General features: G+C 71.9%; 16 protein-coding genes and 2 pseudogenes. 10 read left to right on the forward strand and 8 right to left on the reverse strand.

Annotated elements, in window-relative coordinates:
- Positions 1-84: 84 nt before the first annotated feature.
- The gene (locus tag OG580_RS02375; protein WP_267041966.1) at positions 85-1,476 is read left to right on the forward strand and encodes an NAD(P)/FAD-dependent oxidoreductase; all 1,392 of its coding nucleotides are present in this window, start codon (positions 85-87) and stop codon (positions 1,474-1,476) included.
- Positions 1,477-1,504: 28 nt separating this feature from the next.
- On the opposite strand, the gene OG580_RS02380 is transcribed toward OG580_RS02375, so the two are convergent.
- Positions 1,505-2,845 carry a DUF2252 domain-containing protein gene (locus tag OG580_RS02380; RefSeq protein WP_267041967.1) on the reverse strand — a complete coding sequence of 447 codons (1,341 nt, stop codon included), beginning with the start codon at positions 2,843-2,845 and terminating at the stop codon, positions 1,505-1,507.
- Between the two features lie 181 nt (positions 2,846-3,026).
- On the opposite strand from OG580_RS02380, the gene OG580_RS02385 reads away from it, so the two are divergent.
- The gene (locus tag OG580_RS02385) at positions 3,027-3,788 is read left to right on the forward strand and encodes a GntR family transcriptional regulator (protein ID WP_267041968.1); all 762 of its coding nucleotides are present in this window, start codon (positions 3,027-3,029) and stop codon (positions 3,786-3,788) included.
- A gap of 102 nt (positions 3,789-3,890) precedes the next feature.
- Here the strand turns inward: OG580_RS02385 and OG580_RS02390 are convergent, their stop codons facing one another.
- Positions 3,891-5,693 carry a rhamnogalacturonan lyase gene (locus tag OG580_RS02390; RefSeq protein WP_267047859.1) on the reverse strand — a complete coding sequence of 601 codons (1,803 nt, stop codon included), beginning with the start codon at positions 5,691-5,693 and terminating at the stop codon, positions 3,891-3,893.
- A gap of 306 nt (positions 5,694-5,999) precedes the next feature.
- On the opposite strand from OG580_RS02390, the gene OG580_RS02395 reads away from it, so the two are divergent.
- Positions 6,000-7,508 (forward strand): DUF4246 domain-containing protein, encoded by a 1,509-nt coding sequence (locus tag OG580_RS02395; protein WP_267041969.1) that lies wholly within the window; start codon positions 6,000-6,002, stop codon positions 7,506-7,508.
- A 96-nt stretch (positions 7,509-7,604) separates the two neighbouring features.
- Here the strand turns inward: OG580_RS02395 and OG580_RS02400 are convergent, their stop codons facing one another.
- From OG580_RS02400 to OG580_RS02410, 3 genes are all read right to left on the reverse strand, one after another.
- The gene (locus tag OG580_RS02400; RefSeq protein ID WP_267041970.1) at positions 7,605-8,930 is read right to left on the reverse strand and encodes a phytase; all 1,326 of its coding nucleotides are present in this window, start codon (positions 8,928-8,930) and stop codon (positions 7,605-7,607) included.
- A 259-nt stretch (positions 8,931-9,189) separates the two neighbouring features.
- A complete protein-coding gene (locus OG580_RS02405) occupies positions 9,190-10,719 on the reverse strand; it encodes an amino acid permease (RefSeq protein WP_267041971.1) in 1,530 nt (509 codons plus the stop codon).
- Positions 10,720-10,789: 70 nt separating this feature from the next.
- The gene (locus OG580_RS02410; RefSeq protein ID WP_267041972.1) at positions 10,790-11,764 is read right to left on the reverse strand and encodes a hypothetical protein; all 975 of its coding nucleotides are present in this window, start codon (positions 11,762-11,764) and stop codon (positions 10,790-10,792) included.
- A gap of 303 nt (positions 11,765-12,067) precedes the next feature.
- Here OG580_RS02410 and OG580_RS02415 point away from each other — a divergent pair.
- From OG580_RS02415 to OG580_RS02435, 5 genes and pseudogenes are all read left to right on the forward strand, one after another.
- A pseudogene (locus OG580_RS02415) lies at positions 12,068-13,498 on the forward strand (FGGY family carbohydrate kinase); the annotation flags it as partial.
- 233 nt (positions 13,499-13,731) lie between these two features.
- Positions 13,732-15,150: an FAD-dependent oxidoreductase gene (locus OG580_RS02420; protein ID WP_267041973.1), complete on the forward strand. Its 1,419-nt coding sequence runs from the start codon at positions 13,732-13,734 to the stop codon at positions 15,148-15,150.
- Positions 15,147-16,370 carry an FAD-dependent oxidoreductase gene (locus OG580_RS02425; RefSeq protein WP_267041974.1) on the forward strand — a complete coding sequence of 408 codons (1,224 nt, stop codon included), beginning with the start codon at positions 15,147-15,149 and terminating at the stop codon, positions 16,368-16,370. The genes OG580_RS02420 and OG580_RS02425 overlap by 4 nt, the downstream gene beginning before the upstream one ends.
- A 125-nt stretch (positions 16,371-16,495) precedes the next feature.
- Positions 16,496-16,966 (forward strand): NUDIX domain-containing protein, encoded by a 471-nt coding sequence (locus OG580_RS02430; protein ID WP_267041975.1) that lies wholly within the window; start codon positions 16,496-16,498, stop codon positions 16,964-16,966.
- Positions 16,967-17,354: 388 nt separating this feature from the next.
- Positions 17,355-17,804 (forward strand): SUKH-3 domain-containing protein, encoded by a 450-nt coding sequence (locus OG580_RS02435; protein WP_267041976.1) that lies wholly within the window; start codon positions 17,355-17,357, stop codon positions 17,802-17,804.
- A 442-nt stretch (positions 17,805-18,246) separates the two neighbouring features.
- Here the strand turns inward: OG580_RS02435 and OG580_RS02440 are convergent.
- Positions 18,247-19,064, reverse strand: a protein-coding gene (locus tag OG580_RS02440) for an IS5 family transposase (RefSeq protein ID WP_267041977.1) whose coding sequence is annotated in 2 segments (ribosomal slippage) — positions 18,247-18,722 and positions 18,722-19,064 — 819 coding nt in all. Because the reading frame shifts where the segments join, the coding sequence is not laid out codon by codon here.
- Positions 19,065-19,179: 115 nt separating this feature from the next.
- Between OG580_RS02440 and OG580_RS02445 the strand changes: the two genes are divergently transcribed.
- Complete coding sequence (locus OG580_RS02445) at positions 19,180-19,605, forward strand: hypothetical protein (protein ID WP_267047860.1); 426 nt, start codon at positions 19,180-19,182, stop codon at positions 19,603-19,605.
- Positions 19,606-19,647: 42 nt separating this feature from the next.
- A pseudogene (locus OG580_RS02450) lies at positions 19,648-20,027 on the forward strand (transposase family protein); the annotation flags it as partial.
- A 296-nt stretch (positions 20,028-20,323) separates the two neighbouring features.
- On the opposite strand, the gene OG580_RS02455 reads toward OG580_RS02450, so the two are convergent.
- Together OG580_RS02455 and OG580_RS02460 are read right to left on the reverse strand one after the other, a co-directional pair.
- Positions 20,324-20,911 carry a hypothetical protein gene (locus OG580_RS02455; protein ID WP_267041978.1) on the reverse strand — a complete coding sequence of 196 codons (588 nt, stop codon included), beginning with the start codon at positions 20,909-20,911 and terminating at the stop codon, positions 20,324-20,326.
- A 53-nt stretch (positions 20,912-20,964) separates the two neighbouring features.
- Entirely contained in the window at positions 20,965-21,144 is a 180-nt protein-coding gene (locus OG580_RS02460; protein WP_267041979.1) for a hypothetical protein, read from the reverse strand.
- Between the last annotated feature and the right edge of the window lie 108 nt (positions 21,145-21,252).

Below are 21,252 nucleotides of genomic sequence, written 5' to 3' on the forward strand. Positions count from 1 at the left end.
TCAGACGAGCCCTCGCGGTACGCGACGCCACCCGCATCGCCGTGGATACTGGACAGTTGTTGTTCCACGAACGAAAGGGTGGGCATGGCGGACGACTTGGGGCACCGCGCGACGCGTCACGCGGTGGTCATCGGGGGAAGTCTCGCTGGACTCCTGGCCGCACGGGTGCTGGCGGAGCACGCCGAGCGGGTGACGGTCGTCGAGCGCGACCGCTACCCGGAGGGCCCGGAGGCCCGGCCCGGCGTACCGCAGGGCCGGCACCTCCACGTCCTGATCACGGGCGGACAGCAGGCGTTCGACGCGCTGCTCCCCGGCTTCACGGACGAGCTGAGGGAACTCGGCGCGCCCAAGGTGGGCATGCCCGAGGACATGGTCCAGTGGCAGAGCGGCAAGTGGTTCAGCCGGACCCCCGCGACCGCGCACTACTACTCGGGCGCGCGCCCGCAGCTGGAGTGGCTCGTACGGAAGCGGGTGTTCGCCGACCCGCGCGTCGAACTGATCGAGGGCCACGAGACCGTCGGGCTCACCGGCGACTCCTCGCGCGTCCGCGGCGTACGACTGCGGGAGCGCGGCGCGGGCTCCGAGAAGGAGACCCGGGTCCTGGAGGCCGATCTGGTCGTGGACGCCTCAGGGCGGTCCACGAAGGCGGCGGACTGGCTGGCGGGGATCGGTGCCGAGGCCCCGCACGAGGAGACCATCGACACCGGCCTCGCCTACGGGACCCGGGTCTACCGGGCCCCCGCCCAGCCCCTGGACAGCGACGCCGTCGGCTACTTCATCGTGCCCGACCCCGGCCAGGAGTACGGCGGTGTGGTGCTGCCCGTCGGCGACGGCACCCATCTGGTGACGCTCTCCGGGCTCCGCGGCAACGAACCGCCCACGGACGAAGGCGCGTTCGAGGAGTACGCGAAGCGGTTGCCGCATCCGGTGATCAGCGACTGGCTGGCGACGGCCGAAGGGGTGTCCCCGGTGTACGGCTTCCGCGCGACCTCCAACGTCCGGCGCCGCTACGACCGTCCGGGCCGCCGCCCGGCCGGTTTCCTCGCCACCGGCGACGCGCTCTGCGCCTTCAACCCGATCTACGGCCAGGGCATGGCCGTCGCCGCCCTCTCCGCCGTCGCGCTGCGCGAGGCGCTCGCCGACCCGAAGCGCACCCCGACCACACGGCGGGTACAGGGCGCCCTCCTCGACGCCTCCCGGCAGGCCTGGGACATCTCGACGGGCGCCGACAAGAAGATGCCCGGCGCCCTCGGGGACGCGGCGACGCCCGGCGCCCTCGACAAGGCGGTCGAGTGGTACATGGGCCGGGTGCAGCAGCGGGCGGCGGGCGACCCGGTCGTCGGCGCGCCCTTCCGCAGGGCGCTCACCCTGACCGCCCCGCTCACGACGCTGTTCGCCCCGGCGGTGGCGAAGGCGGTGCTCTTCGGCCCGGTGCCCGAGACGCCCGCGGAGCCGCCGCTGCGCCGCGACGCGTAGGGAACGGCCGCCCCGGGCCCAGGACGGTTCAGGCGCCCGGGGCGGCCGCCACCATGCCGGCCGCGATGGCGGCGCCGAGCGCCGCGTAGTCGTCGGCGTTCTGGCTCGCGTAGGCGAGGGAGAAGTCGGCGATGGAGCGGTCGAAGACGTCCGAGCCTCCGAGGTAGCCGGCGATGGCGATCCGGTCGCCGGAGCGGGCGTGGGCGCGGGCCAGGGCATAGCCGCAGAGGCGCGCGTAGCTGCGGAGCGTGGCCGGGGACATGGTCTCGACCTCGGCCGATCCCTTCATGTCGCGCAACTGCCGCCAGTAGAAGTGCCGCTGACCGGGTCCGGTCATCCAGCCGAGGAAGATGTCGCTGGCGGCCTGGGTGAGGCGCTGGCCGGAGACGACGCGGCGGCCCTGGTGGTCGTGGGCGGTCGGCGTCAGGTAGGGCTCGAGGACGGAGGGGCCGGCCTCCTTGATCTGGAGGAAGAGCGGGTCGTCGGCGTCGCGTCCTTCGAGGAGGAGGACGAAGCAGCGGGTCCCGACGCTGCCGACCCCGACGACCTTCCGGGCCGCGTCGACGAAGCGGTAGCGGTCCAGCAGGAGGCGGCGCTCCTCGGAGAGCGAGCTGCGGTAGTCGCTGAAGACCTTGCCTATGGTGACGCGGTCGATGTCCGCGGCCCGCTCCAGGAGCGGCGGGTCCTCGACGATGCGGCGGACTCCGGATCCGTCGGTCGCGGTGAGCTTGGAGAGGGCCTGGAGGCTGGTGCGGCGGCGGGCCCGGGCGAGCCGGTTCGCGTAGCGGGCACGGTCGTCGCGGCGTACGAGGGGAAGCACGTCGTCCGCGGCTATCCGCTCGTACCAGACCGCGAGTTCACCGAGCCCCGCGAGACGGATCATGTTCGTGCGGTACGCCTCGGTGGCCACGAGAGCGGCGCGGTGGGCCTTGGCCTTCGTGCTGCCGTTCTGGAGGGCCGCGACGGTGACGCTGGCGGCGAGCCGCTTGACGTCCCACTCGAAGGGGCCGGGGAGGGTCTCGTCGAAGTCGTTCACATCGAAGAGAAGAGCCCGTTCGGGTGAGGCGTACACGCCGAAGTTGAGCAGATGGGCGTCTCCGCAGAGCTGGACGGTGAGTCCCGTGTGGCGCTGGGCGCCGAGGTCGGCCGCCATGACGGCGGCGGCGCCGCGGAGGAAGGCGAAGGGTGAGACGGCCATCCGGCCGTAACGGAGGGGCACCAGGTCGGGCAGTCGGCCGACGGACTCGCCTTCCAGTACGGCCAGCGGGTCGGGGCGCTGGGATGCGGGGATCCAGCGGCCGTGCGAGGAGCGGGGGACGCGCTTGCGGGCCGCCCGCCCCCGCTCGGCACGCTCCGACGGTGTCGTCATCCGGCCTCACCCGTCCTCTTCCCCAGCCGCGGACCGCCCCGCCGCCTGGACCCCATTACACGGCGCGGCGCTCCTTTCGGCCACTCTGCGGGGCCGCCCTAGCGAAATGGTTTAGACCAATGATAGGAATTGATCACCGATACGGCCCATGCGGTCACGCTGTGCTTAGAGAGGGTTGATCATGGCCGAGCCCGATGCCGAGGCGGCGGAAGTGCCGCTCTATCTCCGGGTCGCCGCCGTCCTGCGCGAGGATCTCGCCCACCGGCGCATCTCCCCCGGGAGCCGGCTCCCTTCGGAACGGTCCCTGTCCCAGCGCTATCACGTCAACCGGCAGACGGTACGCAGCGCGCTCCAGCTCCTGCGCGACGAGCGCCTGGTGGTCACCGACCGCCGCGGCACCTTCGCTGCCGCCGGCGGCACCGATCCCGAGCCCGCCGCACCCGCGCTCCCGGTCCGGCGGCCGGCCTTCCCGGGTGGCCCACGGGTGAGTGAGGCCCTGGTGCGGGCCTCGCTCGCCTGGGAGCCGCCACCCACCCCGCTGGCCTCCCGGCTGCTGCTCGCCCCCGGGGAGCCGACGCTCGTCCACCGCCATCTGGTGCTCGGGCCCCAGGGGGCGGCGCTCCAGCGGGCGGTGTCGTGGTTCTCCCGGCCCGCGGTCCACGAGATCCCCCAACTGGCCCGCTACCGGCGGGTGAAGGCCGCCCATCACCAGCCCGACCTGCGGCTGCTGTACCACTGGATGCACCAGGCGGGACTGCGGATCACCCACCGGGAGTCGGTCGGCGTACCGTCCGGACCGGGCGGGCCGTACGACGCGTCCGGCGGCGCGGCCCGGCTGGTCGTCCACCGGGTGGTGAGCGACCAGCACGGACACGCGCTGGAGATCACGGACATCGATTTCTCGGCCGCCTCGGCCGCCTGGACCTACGAGTTCAGTGCCTGAGGAAGACCGGGTCCCGCGAAGACGATCCCGGAGGGTGTCGTGCCCTCAGGGCCAGGGGGTGCCGTGCCCTCGGGGGTGTCGTGCCCCGGGCGGTCTCGTCCCCTAAGGGGTCGTGATCAGCGGCCTCGGCGGGGTCCGCATGCCGTTGCCGATGTGGAAGCTCGGGTGCGGGGGCTGGTTGTAGGCGGTGTTCTGCCAGGCCAGCCCCGTGCGGTACATGGTGTCGTGCAGCAGCGTCGTGATCCGGGTCCCCGTCTCGTACGGCGTCGAGTAGATCCGCAGCGCGGTGTTGTCGCCGGTGCGCCACACCACCTCCTCGCGCCAGTCCCCGAGGATGTCCCCGGAGAGCGCGGGCGTGGCCTTGGTGGTGTTGTTGGACGCCACCGAGGCACCCGTCAGCAGCCGGGTCTCGCCTGACGTTCCGTACTTGTCGATGCGGGTGCCGTCGAGGAGCTCCCGGGTGGTGTCGCCGTCCCACCAGCTCAGGAAGTTCGTGGACGAGGGCTCGCGCCCCTTGGTGGCCCCGGCCTCGTCCCGTACCGACGTGTCGGACGAGGACCACACCTCGGCACCGTCGTTCCCGGCCCAGATGTCACCCGCGACGCCGCGGCCGTTGTCGCAGCAGGCGGCGAGCTGCCAGCGTACGGCGCCGTTCGCCGGGTTGATGTACAGCTGGGCGGGCTGCGAGGAGGACTCCGACACCTTGAAGTACTCCAGGCCGGCCGTCCCCGGGTCGAGGTCGCCGAGGTGCTGGGCATCGCCATGACCCGTGCGCGTGGTCCACAAGCCGCTGCCGTCGTCGTTCACGGCCATCGCGCCGTAGACGATCTCGTCCTTGCCGTCCCCGTCCACGTCGCCCACGGACACGCTGTGAGAGCCCTGGCCGTCGTAGCCCTTGCCGGCGTTCGTGGAGCTCGACGAGTCGAAGGTCCAGCGTCGGGTGAACGCGCCGCCGCGCCAGTCCCAGGCGGCGATCACGGTACGCGTGTAATAGCCGCGCGCCATGATCAGCGAGGGCCGGGCTCCGTCGAGGTAGGCGGTGGCCGCGAGGAAGCGGTCGACCCGGTTGCCGTAGCTGTCACCCCAGGAGGAGACGGTGCCGCGCGCGGGGACGTAGGCGGTGGTGCCCATGGCCGCGCCCGTGAGCCCGTCGAACATCGTCAGGTACTCGGGTCCCGCCAGGACGTACCCGCTGCTGTTGCGGTGGTCGGCGGAGGCGCTGCCGATCACCGTGCCGCGCCCGTCGACGGTCGCGTCGGCGGTCTTCATGGCCACCTCGGCCCGGCCGTCGCCGTCGTAGTCGTACACCTGGAACTGTGTGTAGTGGGCGCCCGAGCGGATGTTGCGGCCGAGGTCGATCCGCCACAGCCGGGTGCCTTCGAGCGTGACGCCGTCGACGATCGTGTTGCCGGTGTACCCGGACTGCGAGTTGTCCTTGGCGTTCGTGGGCTGCCACTTGAGGACGAAGTCCAGGTCGCCGTCGCCGTCGAGGTCGCCCACGGAGGCGTCGTTGGCCTCGTAGGTGTAGGCGACCCCGTCGGGGGTCGTACCGCCGGCCGGCGGGCTGATCGGCACGTCCTTGTAGCCGGTGCGGAACTGCACGGCATGTACGGAGTCGCTCTGCTCGACGCCGCCGACGACCGCGCGGACCGTGTAGTCGGCCGTACTCGGCGCACCCTCGTGGAAGTAGTTGGTGGACGCGGTGACGGGTGTGGCGTTCACCTTCGTACCGGCCCGGTAGACGTTGAAGGCGACGGAGTCCGGGTCGGTGCCCAGCCAGCGCCAGCTGACGAGGTTGCCGGTCCCGGTGTGGACGCTCACCACGCCGCGGTCGAGCCGCTCGGCCTGCCGCGCGGTGGCGGCGGAAGCGGTCCCGGTGGTCGCGGTGAGCGCGGCACAGGTCAGGACGCCGGCCGCGAACGCGGCGGCCAGTCGGCGGGCGACGACGGGGAAATGCGGGTACTGCACGAGTCCTCCTGCGGGGGGGAAGAGAGCCGTTGCGTACCTCCCAGTCGTCGCCGCGCCCGGATCGGTTGCCCGTCGGCCGGTCGTCCCTCGGGCGATTGCCCGTCGGCCGGTCGTCCCTCGGGCGATTGCCCGTCGGCCGGTCGTCCCTCGGGCGGTTGCCGTCGGTGAACCTCCGCAGCTGCGGTGTCAGTCCGCTGACGTATCCTTCCGGCCACCGCACACCGACTCGGAGGACCGAGAGAATTGACCGGCCTGTCTGCTTTCCCGCTGCCCTTTCGTGTTTCCCGTTCCCTGCCGTTCGCGACACCCCGAACGCTGCGGGAACTCCAGATGATGCAGTGCAGCGCGCACATTCGGGCGAAGCCCGGGTGGTTCGACAAGATGAACGACGCCGACATCGTCGCCCGGTGGACGCAGGAAGCGGCCGCGCAGGGACTCACCGAAGCGCAGGTGCGATACGTCCTGGCCGAACTCGCGCACTACGCCGCGCTGCGGGACGGACGCACGGGCATCGAGGTGTCCGCCGTCGATGGGGTGTGGCAGTCGGACACACTGGTCGACGACAAGCTCAGGTCCCGACTGCGCGAGGCGGTTCGGGTTCTGGAGCAGGTCCCCGACGCAGAACAGGACTGGCATCCCGGATCCGACGGCCAGGTGCTGGATCTGGTGCATCCCTCACTGTTCTGCCTGGTGAGAGAGGTGAGCGGCGGGCCCGAGCGGGCTTGGCTGAACCCGACGGAACGCTACGCGAAGTACGAGTTCTCGGAGAAGTTCCAGTGGCTGCCCACGGACGTCGAGGTCGGTGACGACGGCGACGTCGCCTTCCGTTCGTACGTCAACAACGTCCACCCCGAGGCTCATCACGAACTGGCCTCCGTCCTGCCCGATCTGTTCGCGCGCATGCGCCCGCTCCTGGAGAACGTGCTCACCGATCTGCGCCATCCGCGGCCCCTGCGGATCGAGGCCGATCCTTACGGGTGGTACGACTCGGAGCCGGAGCATCCGGACAAGTCCTCCTACAGTGACGACGGGGCCTACGCGGAAGCCCTCGACGCATGGGAAGTGGCCCAGGAGGACTGGTGGGACAACCGTCGCCCGGTCATCCCGGACGCCCCGGCCTTCACCCCGCCCGAGCCGCCCGACGCATCCGCCCGAGTCGACCTGCGCGGCCGCCGCCTCCAGGTCATCGTCAAGCTCGCCACGATTCATCTGACCCCGGAGGATCCCGAGTACCCCGGCGGTTCCTGGCATGTCGAGGGGATGATGAACGAGCGGATCGTCTCGACCGGCATGTACTACTGGGACAGCGAGAACATCACCGAGAGCCGACTGGGTTTCCGGGCGGCACTCGACGACCCGGCCTACGAACAGAACGACGACAACGGCCTGCGCGAGGTCTACGGCCTGGAGAACGAAGACGCACTGAACCAGGTGCTGGGATCGGCGTCGACCCCGGCGGGCCGCTGCCTGGCGTTCCCGAACATCCTGCAACACCGCGTCGACTCATTCAGCCTCTCGGACCCCACCCGCCCGGGACATCGCAAGATTCTCGCGTTCTTCCTGGTCGACCCCTCGGAAAAGATCGTCTCGACATCCGATGTGCCACCGCAGCAACCGTGGTCCGACACCTCGACCATGACGCTTGAACAGGCCAAGAGCTACCGCGAACAACTCATGCAGGAACGCAAGTTCTTCGTCGACGAACACAACGAGCAGCTCTACGAACGGGAATTCTCCCTCTGCGAGCACTGAACCCCCTCCAGCCCTGTGTCCCGGGATGAAAGGGGTTCAGTCGACGGCCCGTCAGGCGCCTGTCAGTGAGGCGCTGATCCGTGAGGCGCCCGTCCGTCAGTCGGTGTCGCGCGGGTCGAAGGACTCGGTGTCGACGGTCAGCGGCTCGGAGAAGGCGCCGGCCACCGACTCCCACGGGGTGAACTTGAAGTTGGTGCCCTCACGGTCGCCGTCGGCGGGGGTCGCCTCGCCGTCGTGGGTGATCAGCAGACCCTTCGGGAAGTTCCGGCCGAGGGGGACGTTGACCACGGTGCTGCCGTCGGAGTGCTGCACCCCGTCGGTGGCCGGGCCGTCGCCGATCGCGAAGGAGCCGAGGTAGGCGTTGCCGCCCTCCCGGTCGTAGGCGGCGAAGGTGTTGTCGCCCTGGCTGGAGGCGAGGACGTAGCCCGCGCCGTCGCCGGCGTGGTAGACGGTGACGCCTTCGGCGTCCGCGCTCAGGTGCTCACCGCCGAAGCCGGGGTCGTGGGCGGTGTCGACGACGCATTCCTCCTCCTCGGAGTCGTACGTCCACGGGGTGCCGTACTCACGGACGCGGTCGAGGAGTTCGGGCTCCTCGAACTCGGCGTCGTCGAGCTCGACGCGCCAGAGGCCCACGGCCTCCTGGGCCGCGTAGAGGACGTGCTCCTCCTGGTCGACGGCCATCCCCTCGACCTGCGGGCGCTCGCCGGGGTCGGCGCAGGGCCGCCAGGACGTCCCGTCAGGGAGGGGGAAGGAGCTGGGCAGGTCGAGGGTGTCCTCGGTGCGGTAGCCGACCCGGCCGCCGCGGTCCTCCAGTTCGAGCAGGCGCAGGCTCGTCTCCTCGCGCCGCGAGACGACGACGTAGGCCTCGTCGTCGTCGCTGTACGCGGCGAGACCGTACGTGGTGTGCTGCTCGTCCACCTCGGACTCGTCGGCGGCGAAGACCGGCGCCACGTCGGCGGCGGTCACGTCGCGCAGGGGCGGGAGGCCGGCGGCGACGGCGGCGGGGTCGATGGCGTAGGCCCGGACCCGGTCGCGGCCCCGGTCGCTGACGAGGGCCAGGTCGGTCTTCCGGCCGGCCAGTTCGAAGCCGTAGACGATGTCGACGTTGTTGAAGCGGCCGGGCGCGGCCTCCTCGCCGGGGGCCTGCGGTGCGGCGATGTGCTGGAGCCGCCGTCCGTCGAGGCCGTAGACGTCGAGCCCGGCCTCCTTCAGCGTGCCGATCACGAGGCTGCGGCCGGGGCGCTGGGGGTCGACCCAGACGGCCGGGTCGTCGGCGTTGGCGTTGCCGCCCGCCTCGTCGTCGTACACGGCGGGCGTCTCCACGCGTGCCGTGACGGAGACCGGGCCCGGCTGGGGGGTGACGGAGGCCGCGGTGACCACCGCGAGGGCGGCGGCCAGAGCGGTCAGAGCGGAAGCGCTCACGATACTCCTCGGTAGCGATTGCGGACGGGCGCGACGCTACGGGCGCCGGGTGGATCGCCGGGTACACCGTCGTGAACACGGGGTGCACCGTGAACCCCCGCCACATGTGCGGGGGTTCACGGGTGCGACGGGACGGGTGTGCGTGGGGAGTCCGCACACCCGGGGCACTCGGGACGCCGGGACCCCGCGACCCCGGACCCCGGGGCGCCGGGACGCCGGGACGCCGGGACGCCGGGACGCCGGGACGCCGGGACGCCCTCTAGACGATGCCCTCCGTGATGTCCGCTTCCTCGCGAGCCGTGCCGTACGCCGTCGGGGTGCCGTACGAGCGGCGGGCGACGTACCACCAGACGCTGGCCAGGACGAGGACGACGGCGAGCGCGATCACGGCGTAGTTCATCGTGTCGACGGTCACCGGGGACTTCTGCGGCAGGCAGAACAGCACGGTCACCAGGGCCACCCAGACGACGGCGGTCCAGCCGATCGGCTTGCTCCAGCGGCCCAGGCTCCACGGGCCGGGGGTGAACCGGTCCCCGGCGCGCAGGCGGAGGTAGATCGGGATGGCGTACGCGGGGGTGATGCCGATGACGTTGATCGCGGTGACGGCGCCGTAGGCGGTGGCGGAGTACAGCGAGGGTACGGCGAGCAGCGCGGCCACGACGACGGCGAGCCAGACGGCCGGGACCGGGGTCTGCGTGCGGGTGCTGACCTTCCGCCAGATCGCGCTGCCCGGAAGGGCGTTGTCGCGGCTGAAGGCGAAGACCATGCGGCTCGCCGCGGCGACCTCGGCGTTGCCGCAGAAGAGCTGGGCGACGATCACGACGAGCAGGAGGGCGGTGGCGCCGCCGGATCCGAGCGCGTCCAGGAGGATCTGGGCGGGCGGGACGCCGGTGGCGCTGTTCTGCGTGGCGGCGTAGTCCTGGATGGCGAAGCTCAGTCCGGCGAGGAGGGCGAAGCCGGCGATCCAGGAGACCCAGATGGCCCGCACGATGCCCTTGGCGGCGGTGACGGAGGCGTTGGACGTCTCCTCGGAGAGGTGGGCCGACGCGTCGTAGCCGGAGAAGGTGTACTGGGCGAGGAGCAGGCCGATCGCGGCGACGTAGAACGGGTTGGCCCAGCCGGTGTCGTTGACGAACTCGGTGAACACGAACTCGACGGACTGGTGCCGGTCGGGGACGAACGCGAGCGCGCCGACGATGACCGCCACGCCGGCCAGGTGCCACCAGACGCTGATCGAGTTCAGGACGCTGACCAGGCGGACGCCGAAGAGGTTGAGGACAGCGTGCAGCAGCAGGATCGCGAGGAAGATGAGGAAGGTGGACTCCGGGGTGGGGACGAAGCCCCACTGGAGGTTGAGGAAGGCGCCGGTGAAGAGGGCGGCGCCGTAGTCGATGCCGGCGATGGCGCCGAGAAGGCCGAGGAGGTTCAGCCAGCCGGTGTACCAGCCCCAGCGGCGGCCGCCGAGCCGGTCCGCCATGTAGTAGAGGGCGCCGGAGGTCGGGTAGGCGCTGGTGACCTCGGCGAGGGCGAGGCCGACGCAGAGCACGAAGAGGCCGACGCCGGCCCAGCCCCAGAGCATGACGGAGGGGCCGCCGGTGCCCATCCCGAAGCCGTAGAGGGTCATGCAGCCGGAGAGGACGGAGATGACGGAGAAGCTGATGGCGAAGTTGCCGAAGCCTCCCATCCGGCGGGCCAGGACCGGCTGGTAGCCGAGCTCTCTGAGGCGCGCCTCCTCGTCCTGGGCGGGTGGTGGCTTGCGTATCGCGTCGCTGGGTGCCGTGCGGGCCATGGGGTACCTCCGGGGGACGGGCGGTGAGCGGGGGTGGGGGTCGTACGTACGGGGGCGCCGCGCGGGCGCGTCAGTCGGTGAGACAGCGGCTGCGGGCGCGCAGGAAGACCTCTTCGGCGAGGGCCCGGTCGTCCGGATGGCCGGTCCGGTAGGCCCACGGCAGCGTCACGTAGTACGGGCCGAGCGCCGCGAAGACCCGGGCCGCGTCGTCGAAGCGGAGGGCTCCGTACAGGGCGTGCGCCAGGTGGTTCAGGTCGAGCAGGGAGGCCTCTTCCGTGGCGCAGAAGAAGAACCAGGTGTCCAGCGCGCGCTCGGCGTCCCGTACGGCGTCCTCGGCGACCCAGTGGAGGTCGAGGGCGCGCTCGTGGCCGCGCTCGCGCCGGTAGCGCTCGACGCGCACGTAGAGCGGGAGCGCGTGCAGCGCGGAGCCGACCGGTGCGGAAGAAGCGGCCCACTGGGCGTAGTTGACGGCCTCGGAGAGCGGTCCGGGGCTGCGGGCGTAGACGAACTGGAGCATGCGGTGGTGGGCTTCGCGGTTGTACGGGTCGCGCTTCTCCGCCTCGGCGAGCAGCCCCCAGGGGCCGGGGGCCAGCATGGGGGCCGGCGGGGAGATCCGGTGCTCGGCCATGCGCTGGCGTCCGTCGAGGGCGGCGAGGGCGAGGAGGCCCACCCAGGGCACGGGGTCGGCGGGGGCCAGTTCGGCGGCCTCACGACAGGCGGTCCAGGCCTCCTGCCAGAGCTCACGCGTGCGGGCGTGGCCGGCACGGTGGGCGCGGACGGCCCGCTCGACGGCGACGCGGCTGCGCATCACGCCGGCGGCGATGCTCCCGGGCTGCTCGGTGCGCCAGATGTGAACGACGTCCGTGCCCGCGGCGACGGTGGCGAGGACCTGGGTGCGCCGCGTCCAGCTGTCCCACCCCGAGGTCTCGTCGAGCAGTCGGGCCATGGCCACCCAGCGGCCGGTGCGCAGGTCCTGGACGGCGGCGCGCAGGGCGTGGTCGTGTCCGGCGGGGTGGTAGACGGGCCGGAAGCCGTGCGCGGCCATCAGGGGGTGGGGCGTGGTGTGGGTGACATGGTTCCTCGGTGGATGGAGGGGGTGGTCAGTCCCCCGACGGGCGTCCCTGCCGTTGATCGGCGATCACTATAGAGGGCCCTGGACTCGACCACTCCACGCTCTTCCGTGACAGTAACTATTAAGACAGCGACTGAATTTGACTTACTGTCAGGTAGGGGGAGGCGACCTGACGGTGTTGATCGCGGACGCTTGACGAGGGGCCCCGACGACGGCACCCTGACCCTTTTCGGTGATCGGACGATCACCCTCCGAACCTGCGACAGGAGCACCAGAATGACGGCCGGCCCGGTACTCGCCGTCGACCAGGGCACCTCGGGCACCAAGGCGCTCGTCCTGTGTCCCGAGCGGGGGGTGATCGGCAGCGGCACGGCCCCGGTCCGGCCCCGATACCTGCCGGGCGGCCTCGTCGAGGTCGACCCCCGTGAGCTGTACGACTCCGTCGTCGCGGCCGGGCGGGAGGCGCTGGCCCAGGCGGGCACCCCGGTCGAGGCGGTGGGCCTCGCCAACCAGGGCGAGACCGTGCTCGCCTGGGACCCCGCCACCGGCGAACCGCTCACGGACGCGCTCGTCTGGCAGGACCGCCGGGCCGCCTCCGTCTGCGACGGACTCGACGAGCACGCCGAGCTGCTGCGCCGGCTGACGGGCCTGCCGGTGGACCCCTATTTCGCCGCGCCCAAGATGGCCTGGATCCGCCGTCACGCCACCGGCGCCGGAGTCGTCACCACGAGCGACTCCTGGCTCGTCCACCGGCTGACGGGCGCCTTCGTCACCGACGCGGCGACCGCCGGCCGTACGGGACTGCTCGATCTCGACTCGGTCGCCTGGTCGGACACGGCCCTCGACCTGTACGGCCTGGGCGGCGAACGGCTGCCCCGTGTGGTGGACTGCGACACGCCGGTCGGCACCACGACAGTGTTCGGGCCGCCGCTCCCGCTCACCGGCCTCCTGGTCGACCAGCAGGCGGCGCTGCTCGCGCAGAGCGCGAGCGACCCGGCCGCCGCCAAGTGCACGTACGGCACGGGCGCCTTCCTCCTCGCGCAGACGGGGCCCGCGCCCCGGCGCTCCACCACCGGCCTGGTGAGCTGCGTCGCCTGGCGGCTCGGCGGGCGCGTGGCGCACTGCCTGGACGGCCAGGTGTTCACGGTGGCCTCGGCCGTCCGCTGGCTCACCGATCTCGGCGTCCTCTCGGGGGCCGGGGAGATCGACGCGGTCGGCGGGGGCGTGCCGGACGCCGGCGGGGTCACCTTCGTCCCCGCGCTCGCCGGACTCGCGGCGCCGTGGTGGCGGGGCGACGTGCGGGGCTCGCTCACCGGACTCGGCCTGGACACCGGCCCCGGCCATCTGGTCCGCGCGCTGTGCGAGGGCATCGCCGCCCAGGTCGTGGAACTCGCCGCGGCGGCGGAGGCGGACCGGGGCGCCCCCCTCACCTCACTCCGCGCGGACGGGGGCCTGACCCGGTCCGCGTTGCTCATGCAGACCCAGGCCGACCTGCTGCAACTCCCCGTGGAGGTCTCGTCGTTGCCGGACGCCACGGCCCTCGGCGTGGGCGCGGTGGCCCGCCTGGGGCGGCACCCGGGGCTCTCGCTCCGCGAGGCCGTGCCCGACTGGAAGCCTTCGGCGGTGTACGAGCCCCGGATCTCGGGCGACGAGGCGGCCGCGCGCCTCGCCCGGTTCCGTACGGAGGTGTCGGCACTGCTCGACCGCGGGGAGGCGTCCGGCGGCGACACGGGCGGAGCGGGCGCGGGCGGAGCGAGTGGCATGAGCGCGGATGGCGCGGGCGCGGATGGCGCGGGCACGGATGGCGCGGGCACGGGTGGCGCGGGCACGGGTGGCATGGGCGCGGGTGGCGCGGGCACGGGTGGCATGGGCGCGGGTGGCATGGGCGCGGGTGGCATGGGCGCGGGTGGCATGGGCGCGGGTGGCGCGGGCGGCCTCGGATGAGTGTCACGCGTACGGGACCGTTGCCCGTCGGCGAGGAGGCGGAGTACGACGTCGCGGTCGTCGGCGCGGGTGTCGTCGGCTGTGCCGTCGCCCGGGCCCTGGCCCGCCACCCCCTGCGGGTCGCGCTCGTGGAGGCCGCGAACGACGTCGGCGACGGTACGTCGAAGGCCAACACCGCCATCCTGCACACCGGTTTCGACGCCGCGCCCGGCACCCTGGAAGCACGGCTCGTCCGCGACGGGCACCGGCAGCTCGGCGCGTACGCCCGGGAGGCCGGCATCCCCGTCGAGCCGCTCGGCGCGCTCCTCGTCGCCTGGGACGAGGAGCAGCGCGCCACGCTCCCCCGCCTCGCGGAGAAGGCGGAGCGCAACGGGCACCGCACGACCCGACTGCTCACCGCCGACGAACTCCGCTCCCGCGAACCCCACTTGGGGGAGGGCGCGCTCGCCGCGCTGGAGGTGCCGGGCGAGTCGGTGATCTGCCCGTGGACGACCACCCTCGCGTACGCGACGCAGGCCGTCCGCTCCGGGGTCGACCTGCATCTCGACTGCCGGGTGGAGAAGGTGCGGACGGGTGATCCGTGGCACCGGCTCGTGACCCGGCGCGGAGTGCTGCGGACCCGCCTCCTCGTCAACGCGTGCGGCCTCCACGCCGACGCCTTCGACGCGCTCCTGGACCGCCGCGACTTCACCGTGACCCCGCGCAGGGGCCAGCTCCTCGTCTTCGACAAGTTCGCCCGCGACCTGGTCCGACACATCCTGCTCCCCGTCCCGGGGCCGCTCGGCAAGGGCGTGCTCATCTCGCCCACGGTGTACGGGAACGTCATGCTCGGGCCCACCGCCGAGGACCTCGACGACAAGACCGCCACCGGCACGACGGCGGAGGGGCTCACGGGCCTGCGCGAGCAGGGCGGTCGGATCCTTCCCACGCTGCTCGACGAGGAGGTCACAGCCGTCTACGCGGGGCTGCGGGCCGCCACCGGGCAGGAGGACTACCGGTGCACGGCCCACCCCGGCCTGCGGTACGTGACGGTGGGCGGGATCCGCTCCACCGGGCTCACCGCGTCGCTGGCGATCGCCGACCACGTGCTCGGGCTCCTCGCCGACTGCGGCCTCGATCCCGGGCCGGAACGTCCGCTCGCCCCGGTCCGCATGCCGAATCTCGGCGAGGCCTTCCCCCGCCCGTACCGGGACGCCGAACTCATCGCCCGGGACCCCGAGTTCGGCACGATCGCCTGCCACTGCGAGCGGGTGACCCGAGGCGAGATCCGGGCCGCCTTCGCCTCGGCCATCCCCCCGGCGGGCCCCGACGGGCTGCGCCGGCGCACGCGCGCCCGGGGCGGCCGGTGCCAGGGCCACTTCTGCGGCGCGGAGGTACGGGCGTTGAGCGAGGAGTACGGGAAGGGGGCCCGGTGAACCGTACGGTCGACGTCCTCGTCGTGGGCGCGGGCCCCGCGGGCCTCGCGGCCGCCGCGCGGCTCGCGGCGGCGGGCGCGGGCCGGGTCGAGGTCCTGGAGCGGGAGCGCGCGGCCGGGGGCGTACCACGGCACTGCGACCATCCCGGGTTCGGCGCGGACCACCGGGGACGACCACTGGACGGCCCCGCCTACGCGCGCCGCGCGGTACGGTCGGCGCTCCGAGCCGGAGCGGTCGTCCGCACCGGGGTCTCCGCCACCGGCTGGGCCGGACCGCTCACGCTCGACGTCACGGCCCCGACCGGGCTCGAACGGATCAGGGCCCGCGCCGTGGTTCTGGCGACGGGCGCACGCGAACGTCCGCGCAGCGCCCGGCTGGTGCCGGGCACGCGCCCCGCCGGGGTCCTGACGACCGGCGAACTCCAGCAGACGGTCCGGCTGTTCGGCCCGCCCGACGCTGCCGCGCGCGAGCGCGTCGGGCGGCGGGCGGTCGTGGTCGGCGGCGATCCGGTGGCCGGCCACGCGGTGCGGACGCTGCGCGCGGCGGGCGTGGAGGTGGCGGCGGTCGTGACCGAGCTGCCGCGAGCGGCTCCCCACGTCGGGGCCGTACCCGTCCTGACGCGCACGGTGGTGACCGAGCTGCTCGGACGGGGCCGGCTGACGGGTGTCGCGGTCCGGGCGCGCGACGGCCGGACGTCCGTACTGCGCTGCGACACGGTGGTGTTCACCGGCGACTGGATCCCCGACCACGAACTGTCCCGAACCCGCGGCCTGCCCCCTGCGCCGGGCACGCGCGGACCCGCGACGGACGGCGCGTACCGCACGGCCGCGCCCGGGGTCTTCGCCGTCGGCAATCTGCTGCGCGGGGTGGAACCGACGCAGGTGGCCGCCGCCGAGGGGCGCGCGGTCGCCGCCGCCGTCCTCGACCTCCTGGCGGGGCGCCCCCGGCCGGCCGCCGGGGTGCCGGTGACGACGACGGGACCGCTGCGGTGGGTGACGCCGGGTCTCCTCGGCCCCACGGCGGCGCCCTTGCTCCTCCGTCCGGACCGACGGCTGATCCGACCGGTCCTGACCCTCACCCAGGACGGCACCCCCCTGCGGCGAGAGCGACTGCGCGGGGAGCTCGCGCCCTGGCGATCGGTACGGCTCGGACCCGAGTGGACCAGCGGCATCGACCTCGCGGGCGGGCCGGTGCTGGTCGGCGCGGAAGAAACACCCTAGGGGGTGTCTTGCCTATCAGACCGGGCTCGCGGGGTCTGGCCTGATCGACAAGACACCCCCGAGAAGTTGCTCCAGAGCGTGACATGTCACGACGGAACCTGGAGCCGATCGGCCAGACTGGGTGCATGTCGGACAAACGCAGCGCGGGTCTTCTGGTCTTCCGTCGTACGACGGGCGGGGGTGTCGAGGTCCTCATCGGGCATATGGGCGGGCCCATCTGGGCCTCCCGGGAGCAGGAGGCCTGGTCGATTCCCAAGGGGGAGTACGCGCCGGACGAGGCTCCCGAGGCCGCCGCGCGACGGGAGTTCCTGGAGGAGCTGGGGCTGCCCGCTCCCGACGGCGCGTGGATCGACCTCGGTGAGGCTCGGCAGCGCAGCGGAAAGCTCGTCACCGTCTGGGCGGTCGAGGGGGAGATCGACCCGACCGCCGTCGTACCCGGCACCTTCACCATGGAGTGGCCGCCCCGGTCCGGCGTCCGGCAGGAGTTCCCGGAGATCGACCGGGTCGGCTGGTTCACCCCGGAAGCGGCCGCTCCGTTGCTCGTCGTCGGGCAGCGGGTGTTCCTGGAACGGCTGGCCGAGCACCTCCGCGGCTAGGGGGTGTTGACGAAAGCCGAAGGACGGCAGTGACTGTCGGCCGCCGCCAAGTGGTGGTTCCCGGAGCGCCGGGCGGGATTGCGGTGGGCGGGTCAGAGGCGTTCGTAGGCCGTGAAGGGCTTGAGGGGGTCCCGGTAGGCCCCGTAGCGGGCGACAACGAGGTGCGTGCAGATGCACGGCAGAGGAGGGGACCATGCCAATCCCGCATGCCCAACGGCCGGCCGGTGGGCATGTGCGGCGGGCCCGAGATGTGCACGAACGCTCTGAACGGCGATACCGATCTGAAGAACCTCGCTATCGTGATCGGCAATCACAAGGGCAAGAGGTTCCCCGTATGCAAGAGCTGCGGGGCATGGGTGCCAGGCATTCCCAGAGAGGTGCACACCGGATGAGTGACGAGCAGAGCAGCGCGAGGGAGGAGTCCCTCCGCAGGGCATTCGCCGGTGCCCTGCGCGTCGAGTGCGGTCCCGTGGACGTCGAGGCGGCCCGCCTGGTCTACCAGGAGGCGGGATTCGACGTCACCGACGAACTCGTTGAGTTCCTGGGAAAGTACGGCGAGACGGCGGTCTTCTGGCCATCGCATGTCACCGGGAACGAGACGTCGCTGACGATCTCGGCCGCGGAGGCATTCGCGCCGAACGTGCGGTACTTCGAGAAGCGTCTCGGCATGTCCGCCCTGCCGGTGGGCATCGCCTTCTCGACCGAGGAGATGGTTCTGCTCGCAGAGAACGGTGACATCGTCCTCGGTGGTGACGCAGGAGTTCAGCGGGTCGCGCACGGGTACGAGGAAGCCGTGCGGGCCCTGATCTCGGGCGACTGGGACATGACATTCTTCTAGGACTTGTCCGGCCGATCCAGGGTCCAGCCGATGTAGCTTGGTCGGGGACGCGTGGTCCCTGTGTTCACAGCCCCTCTGACTGAGAAGGCCCTTCAACGGGAAATCTGTGGGTGCCAGGTCTGCCGGAGACGGGCAATGCGGTCCAGCCCTGGCGCCGATAGCCTTCCTGCAGGAGCGGCAAGGCGACACCTGCCAAGAGTTGATCCAGGGGGTAGCAGTGACAGCGTTGTTGGTGCTGTTCGGAATATTCGGTGCGATTGCTGCTGGTCTCATTGCTGTCATCTTGAGACGCGGGAACAATCGCCCCGACACCGTCGACGGCCTCCTCATCGAAGAAGAGGCTCGGCAGCGAGCACATCGCTCCCGTGTCTCCTTCAACTCACGTGCGGCACACAGTTCTCTTCCGACCATGGGCGACAGTCAGCGACGCTAAGAGGATGTCTCACGTGGCGAGCTTCGCCAGTCTCTTGTAGCAGGTCAGGGCTGCGGCGAGGCCGAGGAAGGCGAGGAAGTGGCTGCCCTTTCGTTCGTACCGGACGGTGAGGCGGCGGTAGCCGAAGAGCCAGGAGATCGAACGCTCGATCTTCCAGCGGTACCGACCGAGCCGCTCGCCTGACTCGATACCGGGACGGGCGATCCGCGCGACGAGGTTCCGGCTGCGGAGCCAGCGGAGGTGCTCTGCCGAGTAGTACGCCTTGTCGGCGCGGACCTTCACCGGCTTCCTCCGACGTGGTCCCCGCCAGGACCGGACGGCGGGGATGCCGAGAATCAACGGCTTGAACGCCTGGCTGTCGTGCACGTTGGCGCCGGACACCGCGACGGCCAGCGGCAGGCCCTGGGCCTCGGACAGCACGTGCAGTTTGCTGCCCTTCTTGCCGCGATCGACCGGATTCGGCCCGGTCAGCGAACCCCCCTTTTCGCCCGCACCGACGCGGCATCGACGATCGCGGACGTCCAGTCCAGCTCACCCCTGGCGCCGAGCTCGTCCAGCACCGCCAGGTGCAGCCTGCGCCACAGCCCGACCTCGGTCCACGCGGTGAACCGACGGTGCGCGGTGGCCGGCGAGACACCGAACGACTCCGGCAGATACCGCCACGCACACCCGCTCGTCAGCACGTACACCACGGCCGCGAACACCGCCCGTTCATCCACCGGAGCAGTACCACCGCCCTGCGGACGGGACGTGAACCTCGGCATCAACGGAGCTGCCAGCTCCCACAGTTCGTCGGGAACCAACCGACGCGACAGATCAACCCTCACGGTGCAGCATCATGCCGCACCACCGAAGCACCACGTGAGACATCCTCTAAGGCTTGTCCCGTATAAGGGTGTGAGCTGGGGCTCTGCCTGACGGTACGGTCGTCGGGTGGAGTCGATGAGAGTGAGCGAGTGCCCGTTGCACGGGGTCGGTGTGCGTCCTGATTACCTGGTCGGGCGGCGGCTTGAGCAAGTGGTGGCTTCGTGGCATCTGTACGGCTCGGAGGCTCCGTCCGGCCCGCTGGACGTGTGGCTGATCGACAGTGAGGCGGTCGCCACGCACATCACGACCGGTTCGGACTGGTGCCTGATCGTGGAGACGTCGACCCCCTCCGCGGGATACGACATGGCGGAGTCAGGTCGCGTCGAGGTGGCGCCGATCAGCGGCGAGACCCCGTTCGCGGATCACCTCGGCGAGACGGTACTGGCAGTCAGCGAAGAGGGTGCCCCGGACAGCGGGCGGCTCGCACTGGAGATCTCCTTCGCCTCTGGCCGTGTCCGGTGTGAGACCTGGTCCGGAGATCTCCGCCTGTCCAGCAAGTGATCAGCACACCAGCCACGGCGGGAACCGTGTGAGGCTCCCGCCGTGGCTGGTGTGATCACGGCGTCGCAGCCGTCCTGGATAGCCCCGTTCACCGGGTTGAGCCCCCGCCGTTTCGGCACGTTGGTGACACAGCTGCGGCACGAAGGAGCTGACGCGGTCCGCAGAGGCCGGCCGTGGAGCCTGCCGCTGGAGGACCGGGTGCTGCTGGTCACGGCGTACTGGCGCACCAACTTGACGTGCGGCAGCTCGCGCCGCTGTTCGGCGTCTCAAAGTCCGCAGCTGACCGGATCATCAGCCACCTCGGTCCCCTGCCCGCGCTCAGGCCCCGCAGGCGGTTCCGTAAGGACACCGTGCTCATCGTGGACGGAACCCTGGTCCCCACCCGCGACCACACCGTGACCGAGCGGTCGAAGCACGATCGTGGAGTCGACCGAGATGTCCCAGCCGATCTCACCCGCCGCATCGGCCGCGGCCATTCCCGCCGCCGGCACCCGCACCGACCCGCCGCCAGTACCCGCCTCAAAGGGGGCCGAACCGCCAGAACATCAGGGCGAAGCCGCGTGGCAGTCGATGTCCGTCGCCGCAGGCGGCTGCGCCCACACGGTCGTTACCGGCCGCAGTCCTTCAAGAAGGGTGGTCAGCACCGCTGATCCGGGGCCACTTCCAGCTTGCAGATCTCCTGGGCGATCGCCCGCTTGGGTAACGACCTCGTGCATGGTCAGCCGTCGAGGAGGAAGTCCACCGCCATCACGGCGTGGAGGACGATCACGGCGCTGCAGCAGAAGACCAGGACGGCGCCCGCGTAGGTGTTCGCCAGGTGCGTGATCGGCAAGACGCCCCCTAGCACGTCCGCTGGGTCCTCCGGGGGTGGGCCACGGTGATCGTGGGTCCGGCCTCGCCGTGCAGGAAGCCGCGGTACGTCCCGGTCGCGTCCCGGGTAGATGTACGCCCCGCGGGACATCGTGGCCCGGGTGGCGGTCACCATGACGCCGTGCCGGTACAGCAGGCGTTCCCGCCGCGCGCGGATCACCCCGTACAGGCCCAGCCAGGCGAAGCCGCCGATCGGGACCGTGAGGAGCACCAGGTCCCACTTTCCCAGCGAGCCGGCCACCACGCAGAGGACGACGAGCGCCAGCAGGTGCCACAGCGTGCCCCGCAGGATCCGGCGGTGGAACCTCGTCCGCCAGGTGGGGGCGAGCGAGCGGACCACGGCGAACGGGGCCCCGTCGACGTCGTCGCTGTCCGTCCGGTTCGCCAGGATCGCGTTGACCCCGTCGGCGAATGCGGTGGCCGCTGCCTCGTCCACGTCGTCGATGCGGTGGACGCGCGGCGTCGCCCCGGCCTTCGCCCGCAGCTCGATCAGGACCGAGCGGCCCTCGGCGCGTATCCGGCCCGGCCGGCGGGTCCGGCGCGGCTCCGGGGCGCGCTGGTCGTGACAAGTGCGGCGCCGTCGGGCGCCGGGGTGTCGGGGAGGGCAGCGGTGACGGCTCCAGGAGGGCGCCGCGCGGCATGCCGTTCGGTGGCGGGCGTGGTCGTCACGGTCATCCTGTCAGCTGCCTTCCAGGCTGGAGGTGACGCCGGCCTGGTGAGTCGGACAGGAGATTGAGGGGGCCTCTGGCCAGGCTCTTATCAGGTCGTGTTCCACCT

This window comes from Streptomyces sp. NBC_00094, from assembly GCF_026343125.1.
Lineage (GTDB): Bacteria > Actinomycetota > Actinomycetes > Streptomycetales > Streptomycetaceae > Streptomyces.